Annotated in this window: 13 protein-coding genes and 2 pseudogenes; 11 read left to right on the top strand and 4 right to left on the bottom strand. The window is 72.5% G+C overall.

Annotation, left to right across the window (positions count from 1 at the left end):
- Window positions 1–57: 57 nt before the first annotated feature.
- The 3 genes and pseudogenes from ABD466_RS26630 to ABD466_RS26620 form a co-directional block, all read left to right on the top strand.
- A pseudogene (locus ABD466_RS26630) lies at window positions 58–6,492 on the top strand (SDR family NAD(P)-dependent oxidoreductase); the annotation flags it as partial.
- A gap of 148 nt (window positions 6,493–6,640) precedes the next feature.
- Window positions 6,641–7,531 (top strand): annotated as a pseudogene (locus ABD466_RS26625) (alkaline phosphatase family protein); the annotation flags it as partial.
- Window positions 7,514–8,071 carry a putative Ig domain-containing protein gene (locus tag ABD466_RS26620; RefSeq protein ID WP_344659926.1) on the top strand — a complete coding sequence of 186 codons (558 nt, stop codon included), beginning with the start codon at window positions 7,514–7,516 and terminating at the stop codon, window positions 8,069–8,071. The pseudogene ABD466_RS26625 and the gene ABD466_RS26620, both read left to right, overlap by 18 nt.
- Window positions 8,072–8,145: 74 nt before the next feature.
- Here the strand turns inward: ABD466_RS26620 and ABD466_RS26615 are convergent, their stop codons facing one another.
- Together ABD466_RS26615 and ABD466_RS26610 are read right to left on the bottom strand one after the other, a co-directional pair.
- Window positions 8,146–8,940, bottom strand: a complete 795-nt coding sequence (locus ABD466_RS26615; RefSeq protein WP_344659925.1) for a class II aldolase/adducin family protein — start codon at window positions 8,938–8,940, stop codon at window positions 8,146–8,148.
- A gap of 151 nt (window positions 8,941–9,091) precedes the next feature.
- Complete coding sequence (locus tag ABD466_RS26610) at window positions 9,092–9,400, bottom strand: hypothetical protein (protein ID WP_344659912.1); 309 nt, start codon at window positions 9,398–9,400, stop codon at window positions 9,092–9,094.
- 243 nt (window positions 9,401–9,643) lie between these two features.
- Between ABD466_RS26610 and ABD466_RS26605 the strand changes: the two genes are divergently transcribed.
- Window positions 9,644–10,414 carry a thioesterase II family protein gene (locus ABD466_RS26605; RefSeq protein ID WP_344659911.1) on the top strand — a complete coding sequence of 257 codons (771 nt, stop codon included), beginning with the start codon at window positions 9,644–9,646 and terminating at the stop codon, window positions 10,412–10,414.
- 55 nt (window positions 10,415–10,469) lie between these two features.
- Here the strand turns inward: ABD466_RS26605 and ABD466_RS26600 are convergent, their stop codons facing one another.
- Complete coding sequence (locus tag ABD466_RS26600) at window positions 10,470–11,687, bottom strand: sensor histidine kinase (protein WP_344659910.1); 1,218 nt, start codon at window positions 11,685–11,687, stop codon at window positions 10,470–10,472.
- Between the two features lie 193 nt (window positions 11,688–11,880).
- Here ABD466_RS26600 and ABD466_RS26595 point away from each other — a divergent pair, with 193 nt between their 5' ends.
- The 4 genes from ABD466_RS26595 (at window position 11,881) to ABD466_RS26580 (ending at window position 16,698) form a co-directional block, all read left to right on the top strand.
- Entirely contained in the window at window positions 11,881–12,438 is a 558-nt protein-coding gene (locus ABD466_RS26595; protein ID WP_344659909.1) for a hypothetical protein, read from the top strand.
- Window positions 12,439–12,614: 176 nt separating this feature from the next.
- Window positions 12,615–13,967: an NADP-specific glutamate dehydrogenase gene (gene gdhA / locus ABD466_RS26590; protein WP_425558745.1), complete on the top strand. Its 1,353-nt coding sequence runs from the start codon at window positions 12,615–12,617 to the stop codon at window positions 13,965–13,967.
- Between the two features lie 131 nt (window positions 13,968–14,098).
- The gene (locus ABD466_RS26585; protein WP_344659907.1) at window positions 14,099–15,733 is read left to right on the top strand and encodes a CehA/McbA family metallohydrolase; all 1,635 of its coding nucleotides are present in this window, start codon (window positions 14,099–14,101) and stop codon (window positions 15,731–15,733) included.
- Between the two features lie 119 nt (window positions 15,734–15,852).
- Window positions 15,853–16,698 carry a methyltransferase domain-containing protein gene (locus ABD466_RS26580; RefSeq protein ID WP_344659906.1) on the top strand — a complete coding sequence of 282 codons (846 nt, stop codon included), beginning with the start codon at window positions 15,853–15,855 and terminating at the stop codon, window positions 16,696–16,698.
- A 57-nt stretch (window positions 16,699–16,755) separates the two neighbouring features.
- Here ABD466_RS26580 and ABD466_RS44465 read toward each other — a convergent pair whose 3' ends face one another.
- Complete coding sequence (locus ABD466_RS44465; protein ID WP_425558744.1) at window positions 16,756–16,920, bottom strand: helix-turn-helix domain-containing protein; 165 nt, start codon at window positions 16,918–16,920, stop codon at window positions 16,756–16,758.
- A gap of 174 nt (window positions 16,921–17,094) precedes the next feature.
- On the opposite strand from ABD466_RS44465, the gene ABD466_RS26575 reads away from it, so the two are divergent.
- From ABD466_RS26575 to ABD466_RS26565, 3 genes are all read left to right on the top strand, one after another.
- A complete protein-coding gene (locus tag ABD466_RS26575) occupies window positions 17,095–21,453 on the top strand; it encodes a tetratricopeptide repeat protein (protein ID WP_344659905.1) in 4,359 nt (1,452 codons plus the stop codon).
- 398 nt (window positions 21,454–21,851) lie between these two features.
- Window positions 21,852–22,979 (top strand): hypothetical protein, encoded by a 1,128-nt coding sequence (locus ABD466_RS26570; protein WP_344659904.1) that lies wholly within the window; start codon window positions 21,852–21,854, stop codon window positions 22,977–22,979.
- A gap of 75 nt (window positions 22,980–23,054) precedes the next feature.
- The gene (locus ABD466_RS26565) at window positions 23,055–24,764 is read left to right on the top strand and encodes an FAD-binding oxidoreductase (protein WP_344659903.1); all 1,710 of its coding nucleotides are present in this window, start codon (window positions 23,055–23,057) and stop codon (window positions 24,762–24,764) included.
- The last annotated feature ends 622 nt before the right edge of the window (window positions 24,765–25,386 follow it).

The following is a 25,386-nucleotide window of genomic DNA, read 5'->3' as shown; positions in this document are numbered from 1 at the left end:
GAACCAGGTCCCGCGACGCAGGGGAAGAGGAGTGGATCGATGGCGAACGAGGACAAGCTTCGCGACTATCTGAAGCGGGTCACCACCGATCTGGCCCAGACCCGGGAGCGCCTGCGGGACCTGGAGGAGCGGCAGCAGGAGCCCATCGCGATCATCGGCATGAGCTGCCGGTTCCCCGGCGGAGTGGACAGCCCCGAGACGTTCTGGGACCTGGTCGCCGAGGGGCGCGACGCGATAGCGGAGTTCCCCGGGAACCGCGGATGGGACCTGGACAACCTGTTCGACCCGGATCCGGAGCATCCCGGGACGTCCTACGCGGACGTCGGCGGGTGGCTGTACGACGCGGGCGACTTCGACCCGGAGTTCTTCGGGATCAGCCCGCGCGAGGCGATGGCGATGGACCCGCAGCAGCGGCTGCTGATGGAGGCGACCTGGGAGGCGCTGGAGCGGGCCGGCATCGACCCGACCACGCTGCGCGGCTCGCAGACCGGGGTGTTCACCGGTGGGTTCGCGCTGGGTTACGGCAGCGGGACGCCGGGGGACCTGAACGTCGGGAAGCAGGAGAGCGGCGAGTCGCTCGAGGGCTTCCTGATGACCGGCGTCGCGGTGAGCGTGTACGCCGGCCGGGTCTCGTTCACGCTGGGGTTGCAGGGCCCCGCGGTGACGCTGGACACCGCGTGCTCGTCGTCGCTGGTGGCGCTGCACCTGGCGGCGAACTCGGTGCGGTCGGGGGAGTCGTCGCTGGCGCTGGTGGGCGGCGTCACCGTGCACTCGACGCCGATGATGTACACGGAGTTCTCACGCCAGGGCGGCCTGGCGCACGACGGCCGCTGCAAGGCGTACTCGGACGCCGCGGACGGCACCGGCTGGGGCGAGGGCGTCGGCGTGCTGGTGGTCGAGCGGCTGTCGGACGCGGTGCGCAACGGCCACAAGGTGCTGGCGCTCGTGCGCGGGACGGCGGTCAACCAGGACGGCGCGTCGAACGGCCTGACGGCGCCCAACGGGCAGTCGCAGCAGCGGGTGATCCGCGCCGCGCTGACGAACGCGGGCCTGTCGCCGGCGGAAGTGGACGTGATCGAGGGCCACGGGACGGGCACGGCGCTCGGCGACCCGATCGAGGCGCAGGCGCTGCTCGCGACGTACGGCCGCGACCGGGACCCGGAGCGGCCGCTGCTGCTGGGGTCGGTGAAGTCGAACATCGGGCACACGCTGGCCGCGGCGGGCGTCGCGGGGATCATCAAGATGGTCGAGGCCATGCGGCGCGGGGTGGTGCCCGCGACGCTGCACGTGGAGCGGGCGTCGACGAACGTGGACTGGTCGGCGGGGACGGTGCGGCTGGTGCCGGAGGCGGTGGCGTGGCCGGAGACCGGGCGGCCGCGACGGGCCGCGGTGTCCTCGTTCGGGATCAGCGGGACGAACTGCCATGTGATCGTGGAGCAGGCGCCGCAGGAGGAGCCTTCGCCGGCAACCCAGGGCTCTGCGGTTCCGGTGTGGCTGGTCTCAGGAAGGACCGCGGCAGGGCTGACGGCGCAGGCGGAGCGGCTGCTGAAGTACGTGGCGGCGCATCCGGAGCTGGAGGCCGATGAGGTCGGGGCGGCGTCGGCGACGACGCGGGCAGCCTTCGAGCACCGTGCCGCGATCATGGGGGAGCACGCCCAAGGTCTGGCGGCCCTGGCGGCGGGCGAGGACGCCGTCGGCGTCGTGACCGGCACCGCCGATGCCGCTGGAGCGCCGGCCTTTGTGTTCTCGGGCCAGGGTGCGCAGCGGCTGGGGATGGGTGCGGAGCTGTATGCGAAGTACCCGGTGTTCGCCGCGAAGCTCGACGAGGTGTGCGCGGAGCTCGACCAGCACCTGGGTGGCGCCGGCTCCGTGGCGTCGGTGATCCACGGTGCTGACGCCGAGGTCGTGAACGAGACGGTCTGGGCTCAATCCGGGCTGTTCGCGGTCGAGGTCGCGTTGTGTGCGTTGCTGGGGTCGTGGGGCGTCGTTCCGCAGCTCCTGGCGGGGCACTCGATCGGTGAGCTGGCGGCGGCGTATGTGGCGGGGGTCTTCTCCCTGCCGGACGCGTGCGCGGTCGTGGCGGCCCGGGGGCGGCTGATGCAGCAGCTGCCGCGGGGCGGGGCGATGGCGGCGGTCGCGGCGTCGGAGGCCGTGGTCGCGGAGGTCGTGGCGCGGTGCGGCGAGCAGGTGGCGATCGCGGCGGTGAACGCCGCCGAGTCCGTGGTCGTGTCAGGGGACGAGGCCGGGGTCGAGCGGGCTGTCGCCGAGCTGACCGACCGCGGGGTGCGCTGCAAGCGGCTGCGCGTCTCGCACGCGTTCCACTCGCCGCTGATGGATCCGATGCTGGCCGAGTTCGAGGCCGTCGTGGCGGGCGTCGAGCTGAACGCACCGAAGATCGGGCTGGTGTCCGGACTGACCGGCGCGCTGGTCGGCGACGAGGTCACCGAGGCCGGGTACTGGGTCCGCCATGTGCGCGAGGCGGTGCGGTTCGGCGACGCGGTCGCCGCGCTGAGGGAGGCCGGGGCACAGACCTTCGTCGAGATCGGGCCCGACGCGGCGCTGACCCCGATGGTGACGCCGACGGCTGGGGAGACGTGGCTGCCCGTGCTGCGCCGCCGGCGACCCGAGATCGAGGCGCTGCTCGCGGCCGTGGCGGGGGTGTGGGTGCGGGGCGGCGACGTCGACTGGGCGAGGTACTACGAGGGCTGCGATGCGAGTCGTGTCGAGCTGCCGACGTATGCGTTTCAACGACGGCACTTCTGGCTGAGCAAGACGGCCGGGGCCGGGGACGTGCTGGGTCTGGGGCTGGCGGGAGCCGATCACGGGCTGCTCGGCGCGGCGCTGGACGTGCCGGAGACCGGCGGGACGCTGCTGACCGGCCGCCTGGCGTTGCAGACCCAGCGCTGGCTGCGGGACTGCGCGGTCGGCGGCGTCGCGGTGGTGCCGAGCGCGGCGCTGGTGGAGATGGCGATGCGGGCCGGGGACGAGGTCGGGTGCGGGCGGGTCGGCACCCTGACGGTCGAGGCGCCCCTGGCGGTGCCGGACAGCGGCGGCGTGAAGGTCCAGGTCGCGATCGGAGCCGCGGACGAGGACGGGGCACGTGAGGTCGCGCTGTTCGCCAGGCCCGAGATCGAGGGCGCGGCGTGGGTGCGGCACGTGGTGGGGGTTCTGGAGCCGGAGCCGGAGACGGTGGCCGATCCGGGGCTGACGCAGTGGCCGCCGCCGGATGCGGAGGCGCTCGACGTCACGGGGTTCTACGACCGGCCGGGCTTCGAGTACGGCGAAGTCTTCCGGGGGGTGCGAGCGGCCTGGGAGCGCGACGGCGAGGTCTTCGCCGAGGTGACGTTGCCCGACGGGGTCGGCGGCGCGGGGTTCGGCGTGCACCCGGCTCTGCTGGACGCGGCGGTGCAGGTCGTCGGGCTGGTGGGGGATCACGGTGGCGGCGGGCGTCCGCAGGCCGGGTATGAGTGGGCTGATGTGCAGGTCCATGCCGTGGACGCGGTCACCGCACGGGTCCGCGTCACCCCCGGTGCCGACGGCTACCGGGTCGTCCTGGCCGATGCGACCGGCGGGCTGATCGCGTCGGTGGGCGCGGTGGCGGTCGGGGATCTGCCGTCGGACGTCTTCGACGCCGGTGCCGCCTTGGCGCGCGAGGCGCTGTTCCGCGTGAGCTGGCAGGCGCTGCCGGTCGCGGTCGCCGAAGCGGTGGGCGAGGGCTGGGCCGTCATCGGGGCCGATCCCGGGCTGGGGCTTGAGGCCGCGGCCGCGTATGAGGACCTCCACGCGCTGACCGCCGCCGTCGCGGAAGGAGCGCCGGCACCGAAGACGGTGGTGGTCTGCGCCGAGGATCAGGGCTCGGACGCCGACCCCGACGCCGCACGCGGTGCCGTCGTCGGCGTTCAGGCGCTCTTGCAGGCGTGGCTGACGGCCGAGGGACTGACGACGTCGCGGTTGGTCGTGGTGACGCGTCGTGCGGTGGACGCCGGCGCCGAGGCCGCGGTGCGGCCGGGTGTCGCGGGCGTGTGGGGCATGGTGCGGGTGGCGGCGTCGGAGAACCCCGGACGGATCGCGGCGGTGGACGTCGACGACGTCGCCGGAAGCGGCCCTTCCATCGCCGCGGGCCTGAGCGTCGGCGAGACCGAGTTCGCGGTGCGGGCCGGACAGATACGCGTGCCGCGGCTGGTGCGGGCGGAGCGTGGCTTGAAGGTGCCCGAAGGGGACTGGCGGCTCGGGTATGAGGGACAGGGGACCCTTGAAGCTCTGCGACTGGTGCCGAGCCTCGGCGCCGAGGCACCGCTGGCGGCCGGCCAGGTGCGGATCGCGGTGCGAGCGGCCGGGGTCAACTTCCGCGACGTGCTGACGGTGCTGGGCGTGTATCCGGGGCCCGCCGGGCCGTTGGGTCTCGAGGGCGCGGGCGTCGTCGTCGAGGTCGGGCCGGGCGCCGAGCGGTTCGCGGTCGGGGACGCGGTCGCGGGGCTGTTCCGCGAGGCCTTCGGGCCCGTGGCGGTCGCCGATGCGAGGACCCTGATCCCGATGCCGGAGGGCTGGACGTTCGCGCAGGCGGCGGCGGTGCCGGTGGCGTTCGTGACGGCCTATCACGCGCTGGTGGAGTTGGCGGGCGTGGAGGCCGGCGAGTCGGTCCTGGTGCACGCGGCGGCGGGTGGTGTCGGAGGAGCCGCGGTGCAGCTGGCACGGCACCTCGGCGCTGAGGTCTATGCGACGGCCAGTCCGGCGAAGTGGGACGCCGTGCGAGGGCTCGGGGTGCCGGGGGACCAGATCGCCTCGTCGCGGACGGCGGAGTTCGGGGATGTCTTCTCCGGCGTGGACGTCGTGGTCAACTCGCTGACCGGTGAGCTGATCGACGCCTCGCTGCGGGCGCTGCGCCCCGGCGGGCGGTTCGTCGAGTTGGGGAAGACGGACCTGCGGGAGGAGGTCGGGGACGCCGTGTATCTGATCCCTGATCTGCTGTCCGGGTCCGAGACCGAGCGCGTCGGCCGCATCTTGGAGCGGATCAGCGCGCTGATCACCTCGGGCGTGCTGGAGCCGCTGCCGGTGACCTGCTGGGACGTCCGCCGCGCCGTGGACGCCTTCCGGTTCCTGAGCCAGGGGCTGAACGTGGGCAAGGTCGTGCTGACCCTGCCGGCGCTGCGGGAGAAGGGGGCCGTGCTGGTCACCGGCGCCTCGGGGGCGCTGGGCGGACTGGTGGCCCGGCACCTGGTCGACGGCGGGCATGCGGAGAGCCTGATCCTGGCGTCGAGGCGCGGCGCGAACGCCGGCGGCGTCGCGGCGTTGGCCGCCGATCTGGCGGCGTACGGCGCGAGTGTGGAACTGGTGGCCTGCGACGTCGCGGACCGGGAGCAGGTCGCGGAGATGCTCGGATCACTGGAGCGGCGCGGAGTCCGGCTGAGCGGGATCATGCACACGGCCGGCGTCCTGGACGACTCGGTCCTCGGGTCGCTGACCGCGGAGCGGACGGAGGCGGTGCTGCGGCCGAAGCTGGACGGCGCGTGGCATCTGCACGAGCTGACGCAGGACATGGACCTGGACTCGTTCGTGATGTTCTCGTCCGTGGCGGGGATCTTCGGGGCGGCGGGCCAGGCCAACTACGCGGCGGGGAACACCTTCCTGGACGCCCTGGCGGCGCACCGGCAGCGGGCCGGGCTGCCGGCCGTGTCGGTGGCGTGGGGCCCGTGGCACGTGGAGAGCGGCGCCGCCGGAGGCATGGCCGACACGCTCGACAGCGCTCACCGGGAGCGGATGGCGCGGCAGGGCCTGGCGCCGCTGTCCGGGGCCGACGGGCTGGCGCTCCTGGACCGCGCGCGCGAAGCCGACGACTCGCTGCTGGTGGCCGCGCGGTTGGATCTGGCGCGGCTGTCGCGCAAGGGCGCCGAACCGCTGCCGCTGTTCGCCAACCTGGTCCGGCGCGGCCCGGGGCGTGCGCCCTCGCAGAACGCCGCGCTGGCCCAGCAGGGGCTGGCCGAGCGTCTGGCGCTGCTGTCGAAGGCGGACCAGCAGGAGGCGCTGCGGGCGATCGTCCGGACGCAGATCGCCCTGGTGCTGGGGATCGCCGGGCAGCAGAGCGTCGACACCCACCGGACGTTCCGGGAGCTCGGGTTCGACTCGCTGACCGCGGTCGAGCTGCGGAACCGGCTCACGGCGGCCACCGGCCTGCCGCTTCCCGCGACGATGATCTTCGACTACCCGACGCCTGACGACCTGGCGGAGTACCTCCGCGCGGAGACCGTCGGCGGCGAGGACGGCGCCGACGACATGAGCGGTACGGCGCTCCTGAAGGAGCTCGACCGGTTCGAGGCGTTGCTCGCGGCCCGGTCGGCGGAGAACCCGTTGAAACTCATCACGCGGCTGGAGGGCATCCTCCAGGACCTGCGCACCGGTGGGAGCGCCAACGCGCAGAGCAACCAGGAGATCGAGGACGCCACCGACGACGAGATGTTCAGCCTCATCGATCGGGAGCTCGGGCTGACGGGGTGACGGACCGACCCGACCGGAGCTGTTCACCGAGCGGCGCCGCAGTGTTCAGAATCGTATTGATACGGTCGCTAGCTGTCACCAGCATGCCATCCCTCGCCACGCCGCCGGGCGCCCCGACCCGGCGGAGGTCCCCACCGAAGGGAAGCCCGTGTCAGCACCCAGAAAGCCCTCGATCCGGCGGATCCTCGCCGTGCTCTGCGGCACCGCTCTGGCCGCCGTCGGCGTGAGTGTGGCCACCGCCGGCGGCGCGAGCGCGCTCAACGGCGTGCCGCGCTACAACCACGTCGTGGTGGTGATGGAGGAGAACCACTCCTACAACGAGATCATCGGCTCGTCCAGCGCACCGTACATCAACAACACCCTGGCCGCCGGGGGCGCGCTGTTCACCCAGTCCTTCGCGATCGAGCACCCGTCCGAGCCGAACTACCTCGACATCTTCTCCGGCTCCAACCAGGGCGTCACCACCGACAAGTGCCCGGTGGCGATCGACGCGCCGAACGAGGGCGCGCAGCTGCTCGCGGCCGGCGACACCTTCCTGAGCTACAACGAGGACCTGCCCTCGGCCGGCTCGACGACGTGCACCTCCGGGGCCTACGCCAGCAAGCACGACCCGTGGGTGAACTTCCAGCTGGCGCCGAGCACTTCGGCCAACCACATCCCGGCCGCCGACAACCTGCCGCTCACCAGCTGGCCGGCGGACTTCGCCTCGCTGCCGACGGTGTCGTGGGTCATCCCGAACCTCAACGACGACATGCACGACGGCACCATCGCCCAAGGTGACACCTGGCTGCAGAGCCACCTGGACGCCTACGCGCAGTGGGCGCGGGCCAACAACAGCCTGCTCATCGTGACCTGGGATGAAGACGATTCGTCGATGAGCAACCAGATCCCGACGATCTTCTACGGCGCCGGCGTCAAGCCGGGCCGCTACGGCGAGCACATCAACCACTTCAACGTCCTGCGCACCATCGAGGACATGTACGGCCTACCCTACGCGGGCGCGGCCGCCACGGCGACGCCGATCACCGACGTCTGGGGCACACAGGCCGAGACCGTCACGGTCACCGACCCGGGCGACCAGACCTCCACCGTGAACCAGGCCGTCCCCGGCCTGCAGATCTCGGCGACCGACTCGTCCGGCAAGGCCCTGACCTACTCCGCGACCGGCCTCCCCGCCGGCCTGGCCATCAGCTCCTCGGGCCTGATCACCGGCACGCCCACGGCCACCGGCACCTCGACGGTCACCGTGACGGCGTCCTCGGGCACCGCCTCGGGCTCGACGACGTTCACGTGGACGGTCGCCCCGCAGGCGTCCGAGACCGTCACGGTCAACAACCCGGGCAACCAGTCCAGCGTCCGCAACAAGCCGGTCACCGGCCTGCAGATCTCGGCGACCGACTCGGCCGGCAAGGTCCTGACCTACTCGGCCACCGGCCTGCCCGCCGGTCTGGCGATCAGCTCGTCGGGTCTGATCAGCGGGACGCCGACCACGGCCGGCAGCACGACGGTGACGGTGACGGCGAGCTCGGGTACGGCGTCTGGTTCGACGACGTTCACGTGGACCGTCAAGCGCAAGTAGCTCGATCGGTCGGCGCAGGGCGTGGTAGGCCGGGGTCGGGTCGTGGATGATCCGGCCCCGGTCGAGGGTGCCGCCTAATCGAACAGATCCGGCTCGTCCCGAGCGATCTCCTCGAACAGCGGCTGGAACTGGATGTACCCCGCGTACTCATGCCCCAGCTCCGCGTACGTCGCCTTCGCGTTCTCCGGGCTGATCGGGTACGTCGTCCCCGCAGCCTTCGCCAGCAACTGCGCCTGCGCCGTGCGCTCCATGGTGATGAACCACCACGCCGCGCCCTCGACCGACGCGCCCACCGTCAACAGCCCGTGGTTCCGCAGGATCACGGCCTTGCGGTCTCCCAGCCTCTCGGCGATGCGTCGACCCTCGCCCAAGTCGTTCACCAGGCCGGTGTAGTCCTCGAAGACCGCGTGGTCCTCCCAGAAGGCGCAGGCGTCCTGGGTCAGCGGTTCGATGGTCTGGTCGGTGCTCGACAGAGCCTTGCCGTAGAGGCTGTGGGCGTGGGCTGCTCCCACGACGTCGGGGCGGGCCTTGTGGACCGAGCTGTGGATCACGAAGGCCGCTTTGTTGACGATGTGGTCGCCCTTCAGGACGTTGCCGTCCTCGTCGACCAGGAGCAGGTCGCTGACCTTCGTGTGGCGGAAGGGGACGCCGAAGGGGTTGACCCAGAAGCAGTGGGGGAACTCCGGGTCGCGGGCCGTTATGTGGCCCGCCACGCCTTCCTCGAAGCCGAAGCGGGCGAAAAGGCGGAGGGCTGCCGTGAGGCGTTCTTTGCGATGACGGCGTTCGTGCGCCGGAGTGGGGAATGTAGGAGGCTTCAAGCGTTCCGCGAGTCTTTCTACAGGAATCGGCTTGAGGTCTTCAAGCGTCAGTTCTTCGAGCACGGGGCACCTCTTCTCGGATGATGGCGGCCCCGGCTTTTTTGCGGACAGGGAAAAGCGTCCGTCCCGCCGGGGGGTGTACGGGAGCGGACGCTTTTCGGGTCCGTGCGGCCGGCCGGAGCCGGTTATGGGGAGAGCGGTGTCACTCCGCGCCCGCGGCGGTGGCCACGGGCTCTGCCTGCTGCACGGGTTCGGCCGGCTGGGCCGGGACGGTCAGGCCCGGGACGGTGATGTCCGGGACCTTCTTCACGGCTTCCAGGGCCGCCTCGATGGCCGCGGCCAGGGTGGGGGACAGGGTGTCGTCGAAGTCCAGTCTCGTCACCGGGACGCTGGCGTCGGTCGGGAGTGAGTCGGTGGTGAACGCTGCCTGCGAGCAACCCGACTGCTTCAGGGTCTCGGACTCGCTGTCGGTGATCTCCCGGTTGAGCACCAGAGAGAAGTTGTATCCCAACGTGGTCTCCCCTCGATTTCCTTCACCGCCCTGAGTTTTTCAGGGCATTGGGGTTCGGGTCACTAGCGCCATTGAAGGTAGCCGGGGGCGCGATGGTGTGCAACGGTGCTTCTGAACACCCTGAGGGGTATTCTCGTGACCTGTTGGCGGGGTGTTCAAGTGACGAGTCGGCGCAGTTGAACAGTTTCGGGCCGGTGCCTACTCTCGCTGGGAGCCCTTATATACGATTCTTGGGGGATCGGCATGTCGCAGACTTCTTCCGACGACGCCGCCTGGCTGCGTCGCTACCGTCCCGCGCAGAACCCGGCCGCGCGGCTGGTGTGCCTGCCCTACGCCGGCGGGTCGGCTCCCTACTTCCGGCCGGTCGCGCTGGCGCTGGACCCGGCCGTCGACGTCGTCGCGGTGCAGTATCCCGGCCGGCAGGACCGGCGGCAGGAGACGCCGATCAGCGACATGAACGAGCTGGCGGACCGGGTCGCGGAGATCCTGGAGCGCCAGACGGAGCTGCCGCTGACGCTGTTCGGCCACAGCATGGGCGCCGTGCTGGCGTTCGAGGTGACCCGGCGGCTGGAGGCCGGCGGCCACGGGCCGGTGCACGTCTTCGTGTCCGGGCGGCGGGCGCCGTCCACGCATCGGGACGAGACCATCCACACGCGGGACGATCAGGGCATCATCGACGAGCTGCGGGCGACCGACGGCACGGCGGCGGCCATCCTGAACGACGAGGAGATGATGCGGGCCGCGCTGCCCGCGCTGCGCGCCGACTACCTGGCCACGGAGTCGTACCGGTGCGCGCCGGGCGTCGCGATCGACGCCCCGATCACGGCGCTGACCGGGGACCGGGATCCGAAGACGACGCTGGACGAGTGCCGGGCCTGGGCCGGCCACACGCTCGGCGGCTTCGAGCTGCAGGTGTACTCCGGCGGGCACTTCTTCCTGGCGGACAACGGGCCGGAGATCAACGGGATGCTGGACCGGCACTTCGCTGAGGGACGGGTCCGCGAGCGCGTGTGAGAGAGCCGCGGGACAGCGCGCCGCGGACGTCAGGGGATGACGTCCGCGGCGTTTCTCATGCCGCGGAGGCGGAGGCGGAGGCGGAGGCTGGCGCTGAGCCCGGGGCTGGCGCCGGGCCCGGGCCCGGGCCCGGGGTCGGTGCGGTGGCGACGACCGTCCAGGTGTCGTCACGACGCTCGGCGTCGAGGGAGCCGCCGATCAGCAGCAGGCGCTCCTTCATGCCGGTGAGGCCGTAGCCGCCGTTGACCGTCTTCAGGGCGCTGGGCGCGCCGTCGGCGATCGCGTTGGTGACAGTGAGGCGGACTTCGCCGTCGTCATAGGCGAGGATCAGCCCGATGGGTTCGCCGGCGGCGTGCTTCGCGGCGTTGACGAGCGCCTCCTGCGCGACGCGGAGGAGCGCCATGGTCGCGGCCGGCGGGAGTTCGCGCGGCTCACCGTCGATCCGGAGGTCCACCTCCGAACCGTACTGGCTGTTGTGCGTCTTGGTCAGGGTACTGAGCTCCTGGTCGAGGGCGATGTCGGCGCGCAGGGCGTGGACCGCGCGCTTGGTCTCCACGAGGCCGTCGCTCGCGATGCGCTGGGCGGTGTCCAGGACCTGGAGGGCCTTGCCGACGTTCCCGTCCTCCAGCACCGCGCGGGCCGCCTGGATCTGGATGCTGAGTCCGCCCAGGGAGTGCGCCAGGACGTCGTGGATCTCGCGGGCGATGCGGGTGCGTTCGTCGAGGACGTCGGCGTGGCGTTGCAGCTCCTGCAGTTCCCGGGTGCGCTCCAGCAGGGCGGTGGCCTGCTCGGCCTGGACGCGGTACGCGCGGCGGTGGCGGCCGATGAACAGGGCGCTGAGCATGGTGGCGGGGAAGCCGATCAGGGCGGCGGCGTCGGTGCTGCCGAAGGCCAGGGCGCCGGCCATCACGCCGAAGATGCCGACGCCGGCCACGGCCAGGGCCGCCTCCAGGGCGACGTCGCCGCCGGCGATCAGGGCGGCGATGGCGGCGAACAGGACCAGCAGGGCGCCGTTGTGGCTGGTGCACAGGAAACCGGAGGTACCCGCCACCAGGGCGAGCAGGAAGATCATGGCGCGGCCGGCCGGGGTGTTGGGCGGCGTGCGGGTCTCGATCAGGGCCCAGCCGAGCATCGCCGCGCCGATCACGGCGTAGCCGGCGATCTGGATCGTCAGGGTGCGCCGGTCGTGCGCGTGGAGCGAGGTGCCGATGGTGAGCAGCCCGATCCAGACGAACCCGAACGCGCGGCCGGCCCAGGCCATCTTCTGCTGCATGGGCACCAGTATCCGCCGGTGGCGGGGGACGTGGGAGCCGGACTCCAGCAGGGTTCGAGCACGCCGCGAGGGCCGCGCGAGCGGGCCTCCAGTCCGCCTTGGGACGGTACGCCCGGTTGCCGCCTTTCGCGCGGCCGCTGTGGCCTTGTCCCGCGCCACCCGGAAGCACAGGACACACGAACGGAGATCGCATATGGCGTCCGAGCTGACCCAAGCCATGATCGTCAACGCCGCCGTCTGGGGCTCGGTCCTGGGGACCGACCTGGGCCCGGCCCGGAAGGTGGGCACGATGCGCATCGTGCGGCCGCTGGTGGTCGCCGCGGTCATCGTGCCGCTGTTCGTCAAGAAGCCGGACCTGAAGGGGACCAGCCTGGAGATGCAGATCGCCGGCATCCTGCTGGGCATGCTCTGCGGCCTGGCCGCGATCGCCCTGATGACGGTCTACCGGAGTCCGCAGACCGGCAAGCCCGTCAGCCGGGCGGGCTGGAGCTACGCGGCGCTGTGGACCGTGGTCATCGGCGCCCGGGCCGTCTTCTCCTACGGCAACTCCCACTGGTGGCCGGACCAGCTGGTGCACTGGGGCGTCTCGCACAAGGTGAGCGTGGCCGACCTGACCGACGCACTGGTCTTCATGGCGATCGCCATGCTGGTCACGCGGACCCTCGGGATCTGGGCGCGGGCCGCGAAGCTGTCCCCGGCGCCGGCGGTGGGCAACCGGGAGTCCGAGACCTACAGCCTGGGCGTCAACTGACGGCCCGATCCCGGCTTTCGGGGGAGCGCGGACCCCGGGCGGCGCCACACCGAGGTGGCGCCGCCCTTGATTTCTTCTAGCGCGGCCCGAGGGCCCCTTCCGATACTGCGCCCCGACAGCGCTCGGACATCCGAACCCAGGGAGCAACGGTGACGTCTTTCCACTTCAGCCCGTCCGTGTCGGCGTCGTCCGCGGCCCGCATCGAGGACATCTACGCCGAGATCCTGCGCCGCAACCCCGGTGAGCCGGAGTTCCACCAGGCCGTCCGCGAGGTCCTGGAGAGCCTCGCTCCGGTGCTGGACGCCCGCCCCGATCTGGCCGACGCCCACGTCCTGGAGCGGATCGTGGAGCCCGAGCGGCAGTTCCTCTTCCGGGTGCCGTGGACCGACGACGAGGGCGAGATCCACGTCAACCGCGGGTTCCGCATCGAGTTCAACAGCGCCCTGGGTCCCTACAAGGGCGGGCTGCGCTTCCACCCGAGCGTGACGCTGGGGACGGTGAAGTTCCTCGGCTTCGAGCAGATCTTCAAGAACGCCCTGACCGGCCTGAACATGGGCGGCGGCAAGGGCGGCAGCGACTTCGACCCGCACGGCCGCTCGGACTTCGAGGTGATGCGGTTCGCCCAGTCGTTCATGACCGAACTGCACCGGCACCTCGGCGCCGACATCGACGTGCCGGCCGGCGACATCGGCGTGGGCGGCCGCGAGATCGGCTACATGTTCGGCCAGTACCGGCGCATCACCCGGCGCTGGGAGGCCGGGGTGCTGACCGGCAAGGGCCTGGACTGGGGCGGCTCGGCCGGGCGCACCGAGGCCACCGGGTACGGGAACGTGGTCTTCACCCAGGAGATGCTGAAGACCCGCGGCGAGGACCTGGACGGCCAGCAGGTCGTGGTCTCCGGCAGCGGCAACGTCGCCATCTACTCGATCGAGAAGGCGCAGGCGCTGGGCGCCACCGTGGTGACCGTCTCCGACTCCGGCGGCTACGTCTTCGACGACCACGGCATCGACCTCGAACTGCTCAAGCAGGTGAAGGAGCACGAGCGCGGCCGGGTCTCGGACTACGCCGACCGGCGCGGGCCCTCGGCGACGTTCGTGAAGGACGGCTCGGTGTGGGACGTCCCGGCCGACATCGCCCTGCCCTCGGCGACGCAGAACGAGCTGGACACCGACGCGGCCCGCACCCTGATCCGCAACGGCGTGAAGGCGGTGTCGGAGGGGGCGAACATGCCCGCGACGCCGGGCGCGGTGCGCCTGTTCCAGGAGGCCGGCGTCGCGTTCGGGCCCGGCAAGGCGGCCAACGCCGGCGGCGTGGCGACCAGCGGACTGGAGATGCGGCAGAACGCCGGGCGCGAGACCTGGACCTTCGAGCAGGTCGAGGGCGAGCTGACGCGGATCATGCAGAGCATCCACCAGACCTGCTTCGAGACCGCCGAGCACTACGGGACGCCCGGCGACTACGTGACCGGCGCCAACATCGCGGGGTTCGAGCGGGTCGCGGACGCGATGGTGGCCCAGGGCGTGATCTGAGCGCACGGATTCAAAGGGCTGCGATCACCTTCCGGCGGCGCGGGGGCTGTTTGCGGCGGTCCCCGCGCCGCCCTGTGCCCTTCGCTTCGATCTCACGTGCCATTCACCACCGTCGCCGATGGTCGGAAGACATGTGCACTGATGGATACTGCGAGCACAACGTCGACCCGCTGCCCGAGCCGGACGCCGCCGGCTCCGGCCTGTCCCGCCGGGGCGTGCTGACCGCCGGCGCCGCGACCGCCGCCCTCACCCTGGGCCCGATGACCTTCGCCCACGCCGCCGACGGCTCCGCCACCACCGGCTCCGCCGGCACCCCGGCCGACGGCACACAGGTCACCCGGACCATCAGCGGCCACCTGGACACCGGGGCCGCCGACTTCGTGTACCTCCCCCTCGAGATCCCGGCCGGGGTCCGCCAGATCGACGTGCAGTACTCCTACGACCGGCCCCCCGTGCCGAACGGGACCAAGGCCAACTCCTGCGACATCGGCATCTTCGACGAGCGCGGCGTCGAGCTCGGCGGCAAGGGCTTCCGCGGCTGGTCCGGCGGCTTCCGCACCGCCTTCTCGATCAGCGCCTCCGACGCCACCCCGGGCTACCTGCCCGGCCCCGTCAACCGCGGCACCTGGCACATCGTCCTGGGCCCGTACCAGGTGGCCCCGCAGGGCCTGAACTACCAGGTCCAGGTCACGCTGACCTACGGCGAGCCCGGGACCGCCTTCGTGCCCGACCATCCGCCGACCCGGGCCAAGGGCCGCGGCCGCGACTGGTACCGCGGCGACTGCCACCTGCACACCGTCTACTCCGACGGCCGTCGCCTGCCGGGCGAGGTCGCCGCCGGGGCGCGCGCCGCGGGCCTGGACTTCATGGTCTCCACGGACCACAACACCTCCTCCTCGCACGCGGTGTGGGGCCAGTACGCGGGCCCGGACCTGCTGATCATCACCGGCGAGGAAGTGACCACCCGCAACGGCCACTGGCTGGCGCTGGGCCTGCCGGCCGGCGAGTGGATCGACTGGCGCTACCGCTCCCGCGACGACGCCTTCTCCCGCTTCGCCCGCCAGGTCCGCCGGCACGGCGGTCTGGTGGTGCCCGCGCACATGTACTGCGCGTACGTGGCCTGCCAGTGGAAGTTCGGCTTCGACGACGCCGACGCCACCGAGGTCTGGACCGGCCCCTGGACCTACGACGACGAACACGCGGTCAGCACCTGGGACCAGAAGCTCGGCGAAGCCGTCCGCGAGGGCAAGCGCTGGATCCCGGCGATGGGCAACAGCGACGCGCACAGCGTCCCGAACGTCATCGGCCTGCCCCACAACGTCGTCCACGCCGACGACCTGTCCACCGGCTCGGTCATGGACGGCCTGCGCGCCGGCCGCAGCTGGATCGCCGAGTCGTCCGCGGTGAAGCTGGACTTCAGTGTCACCGGCGGCGGCGAGCACGCGGGCATCGGCGAGACCATCACCCTCCCCGCCCTCGCCCCGATCGACGTCCGCCTCGAAGCCCACGGCGTGCCCAACGGCACCGTCCGCCTGATCACCGACGAGGGCCAGATGTTCCAGCAGTCGCTGGACGCCGACGGCGACGGCGTCGTCGTCTGGCGTACCACCCCCTCCCTCGCCGCCTACGTCCGCGCCGAGATCCGCCACCCGATGGCCGACGGGACTCCGGGCCAGGGCAACACGATGGGGGACGCGTTGTTGTTCGGGCCGATGGCGGCGCTGACGAACCCGGTGTTCATCAAGACGGCGCGGGGACGGGACTGACGGCGGGGCGCCGAACCGGTTCCCTGCTATCCGGTCATAGCAGGGAACTGATTCTATGTTGGCCGACGTTCACAACGGTGACGGCCGCCGCGAGGGGGCCGCGGTCCACGGGGAGCCCTATGAAGTCCGGGAGCGTTGTCGGCGGCTACATGATCCGCGGAGGCCAAGCGGGAAAGGACCGCTTGGACGTCCTCGACCTGGCGTATCGCGACGGCACGGCGGAGCTGCTGCGCCGCAGCGGGGTCGCGGAGAGCGCACGGTGCGTGGAGGTCGGCGCCGGCGGCGGACACGCCTCACGGCAGCTGGCGCACGCCGTCGGGCCGCTCGGCCGGGTGGTCGGCGTGGACATCGACCCCGCGATCGTGGACCTGGCCCGCCGCGACGCCGAGGCCGACGGCCTGGACAACGTCGAGTTCCAGACCGGCGACGCGGTCCGGCTGCCCTTCGAGGACGAACACTTCGACGTCGCCTACGCCCGCCTGCTGCTGACGCATCTGCCGGAGCCGCTCGACGCCCTGCGGGAGATGGTGCGGGTGACACGCCGGGGCGGGCTGGTGGTCGTCGAGGACCTGGACTGGGACGGCGTGTTCTGCCACCCGCCGGCCGCGGGTTTCGACCGATATCGGAGCATCCACGCCGATCTGCACCGGCACCGGGGCGGGGATCCGGCGATCGGCCCGAAGCTCCCGGGGCTGTTCCGGCGGGCCGGGCTGACCGGGATCGACCTTAGCCTGGCGCACCCGGCGCACGTCACCGGCCGCGCCAAGACCCTCCACACCCTGACGCTCGCCAACATCGCCGACGCGCTCCTCGGCGCCGGTCTGGCGGAGCGCGACGAGATCGCGGCCCTGCACGCGGAGTTGGAGGCGCTCGCCGCCGACCCGGAGACGGTGATCGCTCAGCCCCGGATATTCCAGGTGTGGGGCCGACGCGGCGCGGAGCCTGCGGAGGTCACCTCTCGATGACCCGCTCGACGACCCCCGCCTGCCGCAGCTCGATCTCGTAGGCCGGGCTCGACTCCGTCAGCCGTCGCGGATCCGACCGAGGCCGCCCCGTCCGCTCCTCCAACGCCGCAGCCGGTAGCGCACCGTGTTCGGGCGCGCGTGCAGCTGCTTCGCCGTCGCGGGCCATTCCGGCGCGACGGCGCGTCCGCCCGCGCGGACGGGGTACCCGTGGAAGGCCGGCACCGGGCCGATGGAACGCAACGCGATGTGAGCGACGTCTGTAATGAAGGTGAACTACGTGGCATCGCCCGGGAAATCCCGAGGTCGGCGCGGACCGGCCGGAATCCGGTCCGGCGCGGTGGCGGGCCCGTATGTCAAGCTGTAGCCAGCGATACGAGTCGATGGGACGGTGTGGCCTTGCGTGGGCGTGGACGTGGGACGGACCCGCAGTGGATCACCCAGGAGTTCGCGAGGGCCGAGGACCTCGCGGCGGCCGGGCAGATGGAGCGGGCCCGCGACCGGTACGCCAGGCTGGCGCGGAGGTTGTCGACGGCCCCTGAGGACGTGCGGCACTACCGCGGCCTGGCCCTGCTCGGCGAGGCCGAGACCATCCTCGCGATGGGGATCTTCACCGACGCCATGGCCCGCTTCCGCGAGGCCTACCCGCTGCTGACCGAGCCCTTCCGGCAGCTGCCCCGCTGGCTGGTGCGCCAGTTCGCCGAGGAGCGGCTCCGCGTCGAGGACGGCGACCTGCGGCCGGTGATCGACTTCCTGCAGGCCCTCGCCTACGGCGTCGAGGCCGGCGACGAGGAGACCGCGGTCCGCACCATCGTCTGGCTCCAGGAGCGCTGCCTGACCGGCCCGAACGCCCAGCGCGAGGCCACCGCCCGGGCGGCGCTGGCCGCCCTGCCCGGGGTGGACTGGCCGGTGCTGGCCCTGACCACCATGCTGCGCCGCGACGGCCGGGTGAAGGAGGCCGAGGACCTGCTGGCCGCCTGGGTGCCCGGCGGCAGCGGGGAACTGTGGTTCCGATGGGGCATCCAGCTCAGCACCCTGCGCCGCTACGACCAGGCGATATCAGCCTACGACGAAGCCGAGCGCCGCGGCACCGGCCCGGCCTCGCCCTGGTCGCGCGGTCCGTGGCTGCGCCCGGAGGCGATGCTGTTCCGGGGCCTGGCGCACCAGCAGATGGGCCGCACCGAACAGGCCGAGCGCGACCTGCGCGCCGCCGCGGACGTCGCCCCGCAGGACCCGCGCGTGCACTACTCGCTGGGCCGGCTCTCGGTCCAGCTCGGTGCCGACTACCAGGCCTGGAGCCACTTCTCGACGGCGCTGGCGGTGGAATCCGCCTTCGCCCCGGCCCGCCTCGGCCTGGCCCTGCTGCGCGAGCAGTCCGGCCGCCCGGCCGAGGCGATCGCGCACTACCAGGCGGCGCTGCGGCACGACAACACCTCGCGGGCCGCGCGCATCCGGCTCGGTGCGGTGCTGCTCGCCGCCGGCCGCCGGGACGAGGCCGAGGAACTGCTGCACCCGGAGGCGGAGGAGTCCTCCTACTGGGGCGGAATGGCGTCGTTCCACTACGGACTGGCGCAGCTGCGGGCCAGCAACCCGGCCGGCGCCCTGGAGACCTGGGAGAAGCTGCGCACCGGCGAACTGCGCGAGTGGATCGCCGTGGCCCGCGACCGCGAGGCCCGCAGACTGCTCGACAGCGACCCCACCGCCGCGCGCATCCAACTGCAGCTCGCGCTGCTGGACGCCCCCGAGGCCACCGAACGCCGCGCGGCGCTGCGCGAGGCCGCGCTGCGGGAGGCGGCGTGGCTGCTGCTGGCCGGGCGCGAGCTGCCCGAGAACCGCGAGAAGGCGGCGGCGGCCCTGGACCTGGCCGCCTCGCTGCCGGTCGAGGCGCGGGTGGACACGCACCGCACCCGCCAGAACCGGCTGCGGGCCCTGGTCGACCTGGCCGGCGGGACGACCGCGAACCTGCCGGACTTCCTCGACCCCGCCGGCCCCGTGCGCGACCGCTGCCACCTGGCCGTGGCCGCGCTCGTCGAGGGCCGCGTCGACCAGGCGGTGGCGCTGCTCGCCGGCCTGCCCGCCGATCCCGGCTGCGACCCGGAGATCGCGCGGGTGCGGGCCCTGGTCGCCGAGCGGACCGGGGAATGGGCCGAAGCGGTGCTCTGGTACAGACGCTTCCTGGACAACGACGTGGCCCCGGTCGCGGGCGCGGAATCGGCGGCTTCGGAGGACGCCGATTCCGAGCGCGGCGGCGCGGGCGAGGACGACGCCGAGAGCACGCTGACCCTGGACGTCAACGAGATAGCCCTGGCCGGCGAGCGCGCCGCCGCGAAGAAGGCCGCCGAGGCGGCCGTGGCCGAGGCGCCCGGCCCGCTGTGCGCCACCGCGGTCGGCGTTGAGTGCACCCGGGAGGCCGCCGCGACCTGTGCCGGCTGCGGCCGCGAAGGCTGCGACGCGCACCTGTTCCGGCCCACGGAGACGCACTCCCACCGTTGCGAGCGCTGCGTCGAGTCGGCGCTGCACGCCGTCCTCTACGCCGCCCGCCGCGCCGGCATACCGACCGAGGCCGAACGCATCCTGACGAAGTGGGCCACCGCCCTGCACGGCACCGGCCTCACCCCGCGCCTGCGCCGCCAGCTCGCCATGCTGCGCGCCGAGGCCGGCGACCTGGACGGCGCCCTGGAACGGCTGCCCGCCGACGCCGAGGCCGAACGCGTCGACCTGCTCATCCGCCGCGCCGCCGAGGCCATCCGCCGCGGCGAGCCGTACCTGGCGCTCGGCGACCTGCGGCAGGCCCTCCAGGTGCGGCCCGACCAGCCGCAGGCCCTGGCCGCCCTGGAAGCGCTCGCCGAGTACGAGGCGCGCCAGCACGCCGAGGAGCAGCGGAACCAGGAGGCCTTCGACGGCTACCTGCGCCTGGTCCGCGACGCCCCGACGAACCCCCGGCTGCTGCACGCCCTCGGCCTGGCCGCCTACCGGATCGCGCGGACCACCGGCAGCGCCGAGCACTGGATGTGGACGATCGGCTGCCTGGTCTCGGCGCTCTACGCGCCCGACTTCCGGCCGCAGGCCACCGGCGCGACCCCGGAGGCGCTGGCCCCGGGACAGGAGCGGTTCGTCGCCGACCGCGGGTCCCTGATGGAGGAACTGCGCGACACCCTACGCGCCGTCGACGAGGCCAACGGGCGGACCGGCGAGGAGGCCGACGCCTGGACCGTGCGGCTCGGGATGGACGTGTTCGCCTGCGAGACCAACCCGATCCTCAGCCCGACGCTGGACCGGCTGCTGCGGGAGCAGCCGGAGACCCCGGCGCTGCTGGAGTGGCGGGACCTGGCCGACACGCTGCGCGCCGCGGAGCTGGCCGAGATGGCCGAGGCCGAGGCGTCCGGCGACGAGGAGGCCGAGCGGAACCGGACCGTCGCGCTCTACGGCGAACTCGGGCCGCAGCACTACCTGTACGAGGACGGGCGGTTCAAGGCGGCGATCGCGGCGCTGGACACCGTCGCGGAGGAGGACCGCGGCGAGGAGTGGACCGTCCTGCTGCGCAAGACGCTCGTGATGCGGGGCATGGAGCTGCATCTGGACGAGCAGTGGGCCGACGCGCTGGACTGCATAGCGCGGGCGGCGTCGCTGACTCCTGATACGGCGCCCGAGTCCATGCTGGTCGAGATCGCGGCGGAGTCCGGGCTGAACGCGGCGCGGGTCGTGCTGGGGCGGCCGGTGCGCGGCGGCGACGCGGCCGGCGCCGGCGGTTCGGCGGCCGGCGGCCGGAGCGGGGACGGCGGCGGTCCCGACAGCGAGGCCCGCACCGTCGAGCTCGGAGCCGCGGCCCGGACCGTCGACCTCGCCAAGACCACCGAGATCGCGGTGCCGGCGCCGGACGACTGGCAGGCCGTGATCGCCGTGCTGGAGAAGGCGCTCACCGTCGCCCCGGACGACGCCGACCTGCTCGCCGACCTCGCCGTGGCGCACACGCGCAAGTCCGCCGAACTGCGCGTCGTCCAGAAGGACTACGTGCTGGCCCTCGCCCACGTCCGGCGCGCGCTGGACCTGACGCCGGACGACCCGGAGGCGTTCGCGCTGCTGGAGGTGGTGCTCGCCGAGCGGGCCGGCTCCCTGACCCGGCCGGGTCCCGACGGGGACCTGCTGGAGGCGGTGCAGTGGTGGCAGGAGCTCAGTGAGATCGACCCGAAGCCGGAGTACCAGGCCGGGCTGTCGCGGGCGCTGGGCCTGCTGGCGTGTTCGGCGGCGGTGGCCGGGCGGCGTCCGCTGGCCCTGGACCGCATGGCGTGGTCGCTGCTGGCCGACCCGCAGTGGAGCGGCGACGCCGACGCCGCGGCGCCGCACCAGATCGCCCACCAGCTGATCGCCCAGGCCATGGACGAGGAGCACCCGAAGCCCTTCCACGAGCGGGCGACCCGCCTGCGCACCGCACTGGCCTACCGCGACACCCCCGAACTGCGGGCCCTGATGATCGCGCTGTGGAAGAACGAGGCCACGTTCCAGTACGAGACGCGGCATTATGGACTGTGCGCGGCGTTGCTGGAGGAGGCGGTGCAGCTGGAGGAGGACCCGAACGCCACCCTGAACCTCACCCGCACTCCGAACGCCGACCCCGACGGCATGCAGCCCTTCCACTGGCACCTCTACCCGAAGGCCCGCAGCCTGATCAAACGCACCGTCGACCACTTCCCCGACGACGACGAGCTCCGCGAACTCCACGCCCGGAGCACCCGGAACGACGACCCCGCGAGCCCCTGATGCCGGTGAACGAAGCGACGACGCATACTGTCCGGATCGAACCCGGGACGATGGAGCCCGACGAGAAGAACCGCAACGTGCCTGCTGGCGGTGAGGGGGAGGTGAAGGCCGCGGTGAGCGATGCGGGGTCTGAGGCGGAGGCCGGCGTGGAGGCTGCGCGAGCCGTCGCCGAGCCGGATGGCGGGCCGGACGCCGGGGGACCGGGTGCCGGGAGGCCGGGTGCTGGGCCGGATGCCAGGTCGGATGGGCCGGATGGGCCGGACGGGCCGGATGGGCCGGATGCCAGCTCGGATGGGCCGGATGCCGAGTCCGGCATAGCGGCCGAGTCGGCCGTCGCACGGACCGAGCGAATACCGAGGGTGTGGGCCGAGACCGAGCCCGCCGCACGGACCGTGCCGATGCCGAAGCCGGCCAACGGGGCATCGGCCCCGACGCGGCCGATGCCGCGGGTGCATCCCGGTGCCGACGACGTGGCCATGACCAAGCCGATGCCGCGGGTGCCGGCCGACGCCGGCGCAGACTCGGCGCGCACGGTGCCGATCCCGAACGTCGTCCCCGGCTCCGCCGATGTGATCGGCAACGCGGTGCGCGACGCGGCCGCGGCGGCGATGACCATGCCCATGCCCGCGATACGGACCGACACGGCTCCGCACGGAGCACCGACCGAGCCGCTCCCGGTGCTGCGCGACGATGAGGCGCCGGCCGGTCGGGCGTCGGCCGGTCAGGCGTCGGCCGGTCAGGCCACTGACTCGCCGAGCGACTCTGCGAACAGTGCCGTCGTGGATGAAGTCACCTCGGACAGCGCTGCTGCCGAGCTCTCGTCCGAGGCCGCATCGGACAGCGCTGCTCCCGACCTCGCGTCCGAAACAGCTTCGGCCAACCCTGCTCCCGACCTCGCGTCCGAAGCCGCTTCGGACAGTGCTGCTCCCGACCGCGTGTCCGAACCCGCATCGGGCAACCCCGCTCCCGACCCCGCCCCGACCGACTCCTCGCCAGCCGTCTTCGGCCGGTCGGCGTCGACCTCGTCCTCGGAGCTCGTCCCCGCCACCACACCCCCCGAGCTCCCCAAGCCCGCCGTCCTCGCCGAGGCGGCCACCGTCTCCTTCCGCGCCCTGGCGTCGACCGAGGTGGTCCTCCCGGAGACCGTCGCCGAGGTCGTGGCGGTCGTGGACGCCGCGTCGAAGGCGATCGCGGCCGCCGAGGACGCCGCGCGGCAGGTGGCGGAGGCGGCCGCGGCCAAGACCGTCGAGGTCGCGGCGCCGGCGTTCCTCGATCTGCGGGAGCCCGCGCAGCCCGCGCCGGTGGACGGCGTGCTGGACCTGCTGGCGCCGGTGCTGGAGCGGCCGTTGCTGGTCGTGGAGCAGCCCGCGTTGCCGTCGGCACCGGATCTGATGGCGCTGCACCGCGCGGAGTTCGAGCTGGACTTCGCCGAGCCGCCGCTGCTCGCCGCGGGGGACGAGCCGCCGATCCCGACGCGGTTCGGGCCCGGGCTGGCGGTGCTGCCGCACATCGAGTTCCCGGTCTGAGCGCGCCCCTTCGGAGCCCGAGGCGTGTAAGTTCTCTGACATCAGAGGTTTGTAGTGACGCTGATGGAGGATCGAATGAGCGACGGACAGGGCGCACTGAGCCGGCGCGGGCTGCTGGGGCGGGCCGGGGCCGTGGCGGTCGGGTCGGGCGCGCTCGCCGGCTTCGGGGCGACGACCGCCGAGGCGGCGACCACGGACGCGAGCACTCACCCGAACGCGTACACGAACGCGAACGCGAACGCGAACACATACACGAACGCTGATACCGCCACCACCGCCGGCGGCCTGCCCCCGGTGACCGTCAAACCCGGCGACGTCCGCTACGACAGTCTGCTGCGCGGCGACAACTTCCGCTTCGTCGGCCATCCCGACGAGGTCCGCGTCGTGACCTGCACCCAGGACGTGGTCCGCGCCGTCACCGACGCGGTCCGCTCCGGCCGGTGGATCGCGGCGCGCAGCGGCGGCCACTGCTTCGAGAACTTCACCGCCGACCCCGGCATCAAGCTCCTGCTGGACATGTCGCCGATGAACGCCGTCGGCTACGACCCGGTGATGCGCGCGTTCTCGATCCAGGCCGGCGCGCGCGTCGGCGAGGTCTACACGGCGCTTTTCAAGGGCTGGGGCGTCACCCTGCCGGCCGGCGGCTGCCCGCACATGGGCGCCGGCGGCCACTTCGTCGGCGGCGGGTACGGCCCGCTGTCCCGCCGCTACGGCTCCGTCGTGGACCACCTCTACGCGGTCGAGGTCGTGGTGGTCGCCGCCGACGGCACCGTCCGCACGGTCGTCGCCACCCGCGAGCCGGACGACCCGAACCACGACCTGTGGTGGGCCCACACCGGCGGGGGCGGCGGCAACTTCGGCATCGTGACCCGGTTCTGGTTCCGCTCACCGGACGCGGTCGGGACCGACCCGGCCGGGCAGCTGCCGCCGGCGCCCGGCGAGATGCTGTTCTGGCTGGTGGAGTGGCCGTTCGACGCCTCCATGACCGAGGCGGAGTTCAGCACCATCGTCCGCAACTTCGGGGTCTGGCACGAGCAGAACAGCGCCCCCGGCGCCCCGGGCACCGGCCTGTACGCCGTCCTCAACGTCGGCAACCGCCTGTCCGGCACCTTCCTCATGGCGGTCCAGGCCGACGCGAGCCTCCCGAACATCGGCGCCACCCTCCAGGGCCTGATCGACGCGGTCACGGCCGGCACCACGGTCAAGCCGTACGTCAACCAGGGCGCCGTGTTCCCCTGGCTGCACATGACGACGTGGCCCACCGACGGCGAGGGCGGCGACAAGCTGACCCGCCGCTACAAGATCAAGGCCGCGTACCTGAAGAAGTCCTTCTCCGCCGACCAGCTCTCCGCGATCTACACGGGCCTGACCGACCCGAGCGGCACCGCGGGCTCCGGCTTCCTGCTCATCGGCTACGGCGGCCAGGTCCAGGCGGTGGCACCGGACGCCACGGCGCTGGCGCAGCGCTCGGTCGTCATGAAGGCCGTCTTCTCGAACCACTGGCTGGCCGAGCCCGACGACGCCGACAACGTGGACTGGGTGCGGCGCTTCTACCGCAGCGTCTACTCCGCGACCGGCGGCGTGCCGGTGCCGAACGACGTCAACGACGGCTCGTACATCAACTACCCGGACACCGACCTGGCCGACCCGGCGTGGAACACGTCGGGGGTGCCGTGGCACGACCTCTACTACCAGGGGAACTACCCGCGGTTGCAGCAGGTCAAGGCGAAGTACGATCCGCGCAATGTCTTCCGGCATGGGCTGTCGGTGGAACTGCCTGGCTAGGGCTGGTCACTGGGGGCTGGGGCTGGGGCTTGGGCTTGGGCTGGGGCTTGGGCTGGGGCTTGGACCAGGGCTGGGCTGGGACTGATGGTGGCGGCTGGCCTGTGGTTGAAAGGCTTGATACGACCTTCGGCCATGGTGGTGAAAGTCCGCGGGGAGTCGCAGTTCGCTGAGCGGGGTGCTGGCGCGTTGGCGGCTGCGGGCTGTGAGGGTGGTTGCGGATTCGGGGTGGGCGACCGTGTCGCGGTGCGCGGGTTGGAAAGTCAAGAGCAGCCTCCGGCGGGCCTCGGCTCCGGGGGATCACCAACCCCCCGCGCGGGCTGCGGTCTGCTTTTTGGTCGCCATGTCCTGAATCCCCCGTCACATCGTCGCCTGACGGAATCAGACCGGCCCGGCGGTATCAAGCCGCATCATTCGAGCGTGTGGTTGCGAAACGCCCGGCTTGACACCGCCGGGCCGGTCAGATTGGCTACGCCCGCCGACGTGACGGGGGATCCAGGACGAGACAACTGTGTTACTGATCCACGTGTCACACGGCACTCGCGGAGGGAAAGTCAGGGTTCGTGTGGCACGTGGTTCCTGAACACAGTTGTGGTGTCCTGGATCCCCCGTCACGTCGGCGGGC

Origin of the sequence: Catenulispora subtropica (genome assembly GCF_039531675.1) — a bacterium.
In the GTDB taxonomy this organism is placed as follows: domain Bacteria; phylum Actinomycetota; class Actinomycetes; order Streptomycetales; family Catenulisporaceae; genus Catenulispora; species Catenulispora subtropica.
Note: the sequence above shows the minus strand (reverse complement) of the source record. Positions and strands in the feature narration are given on the sequence as shown.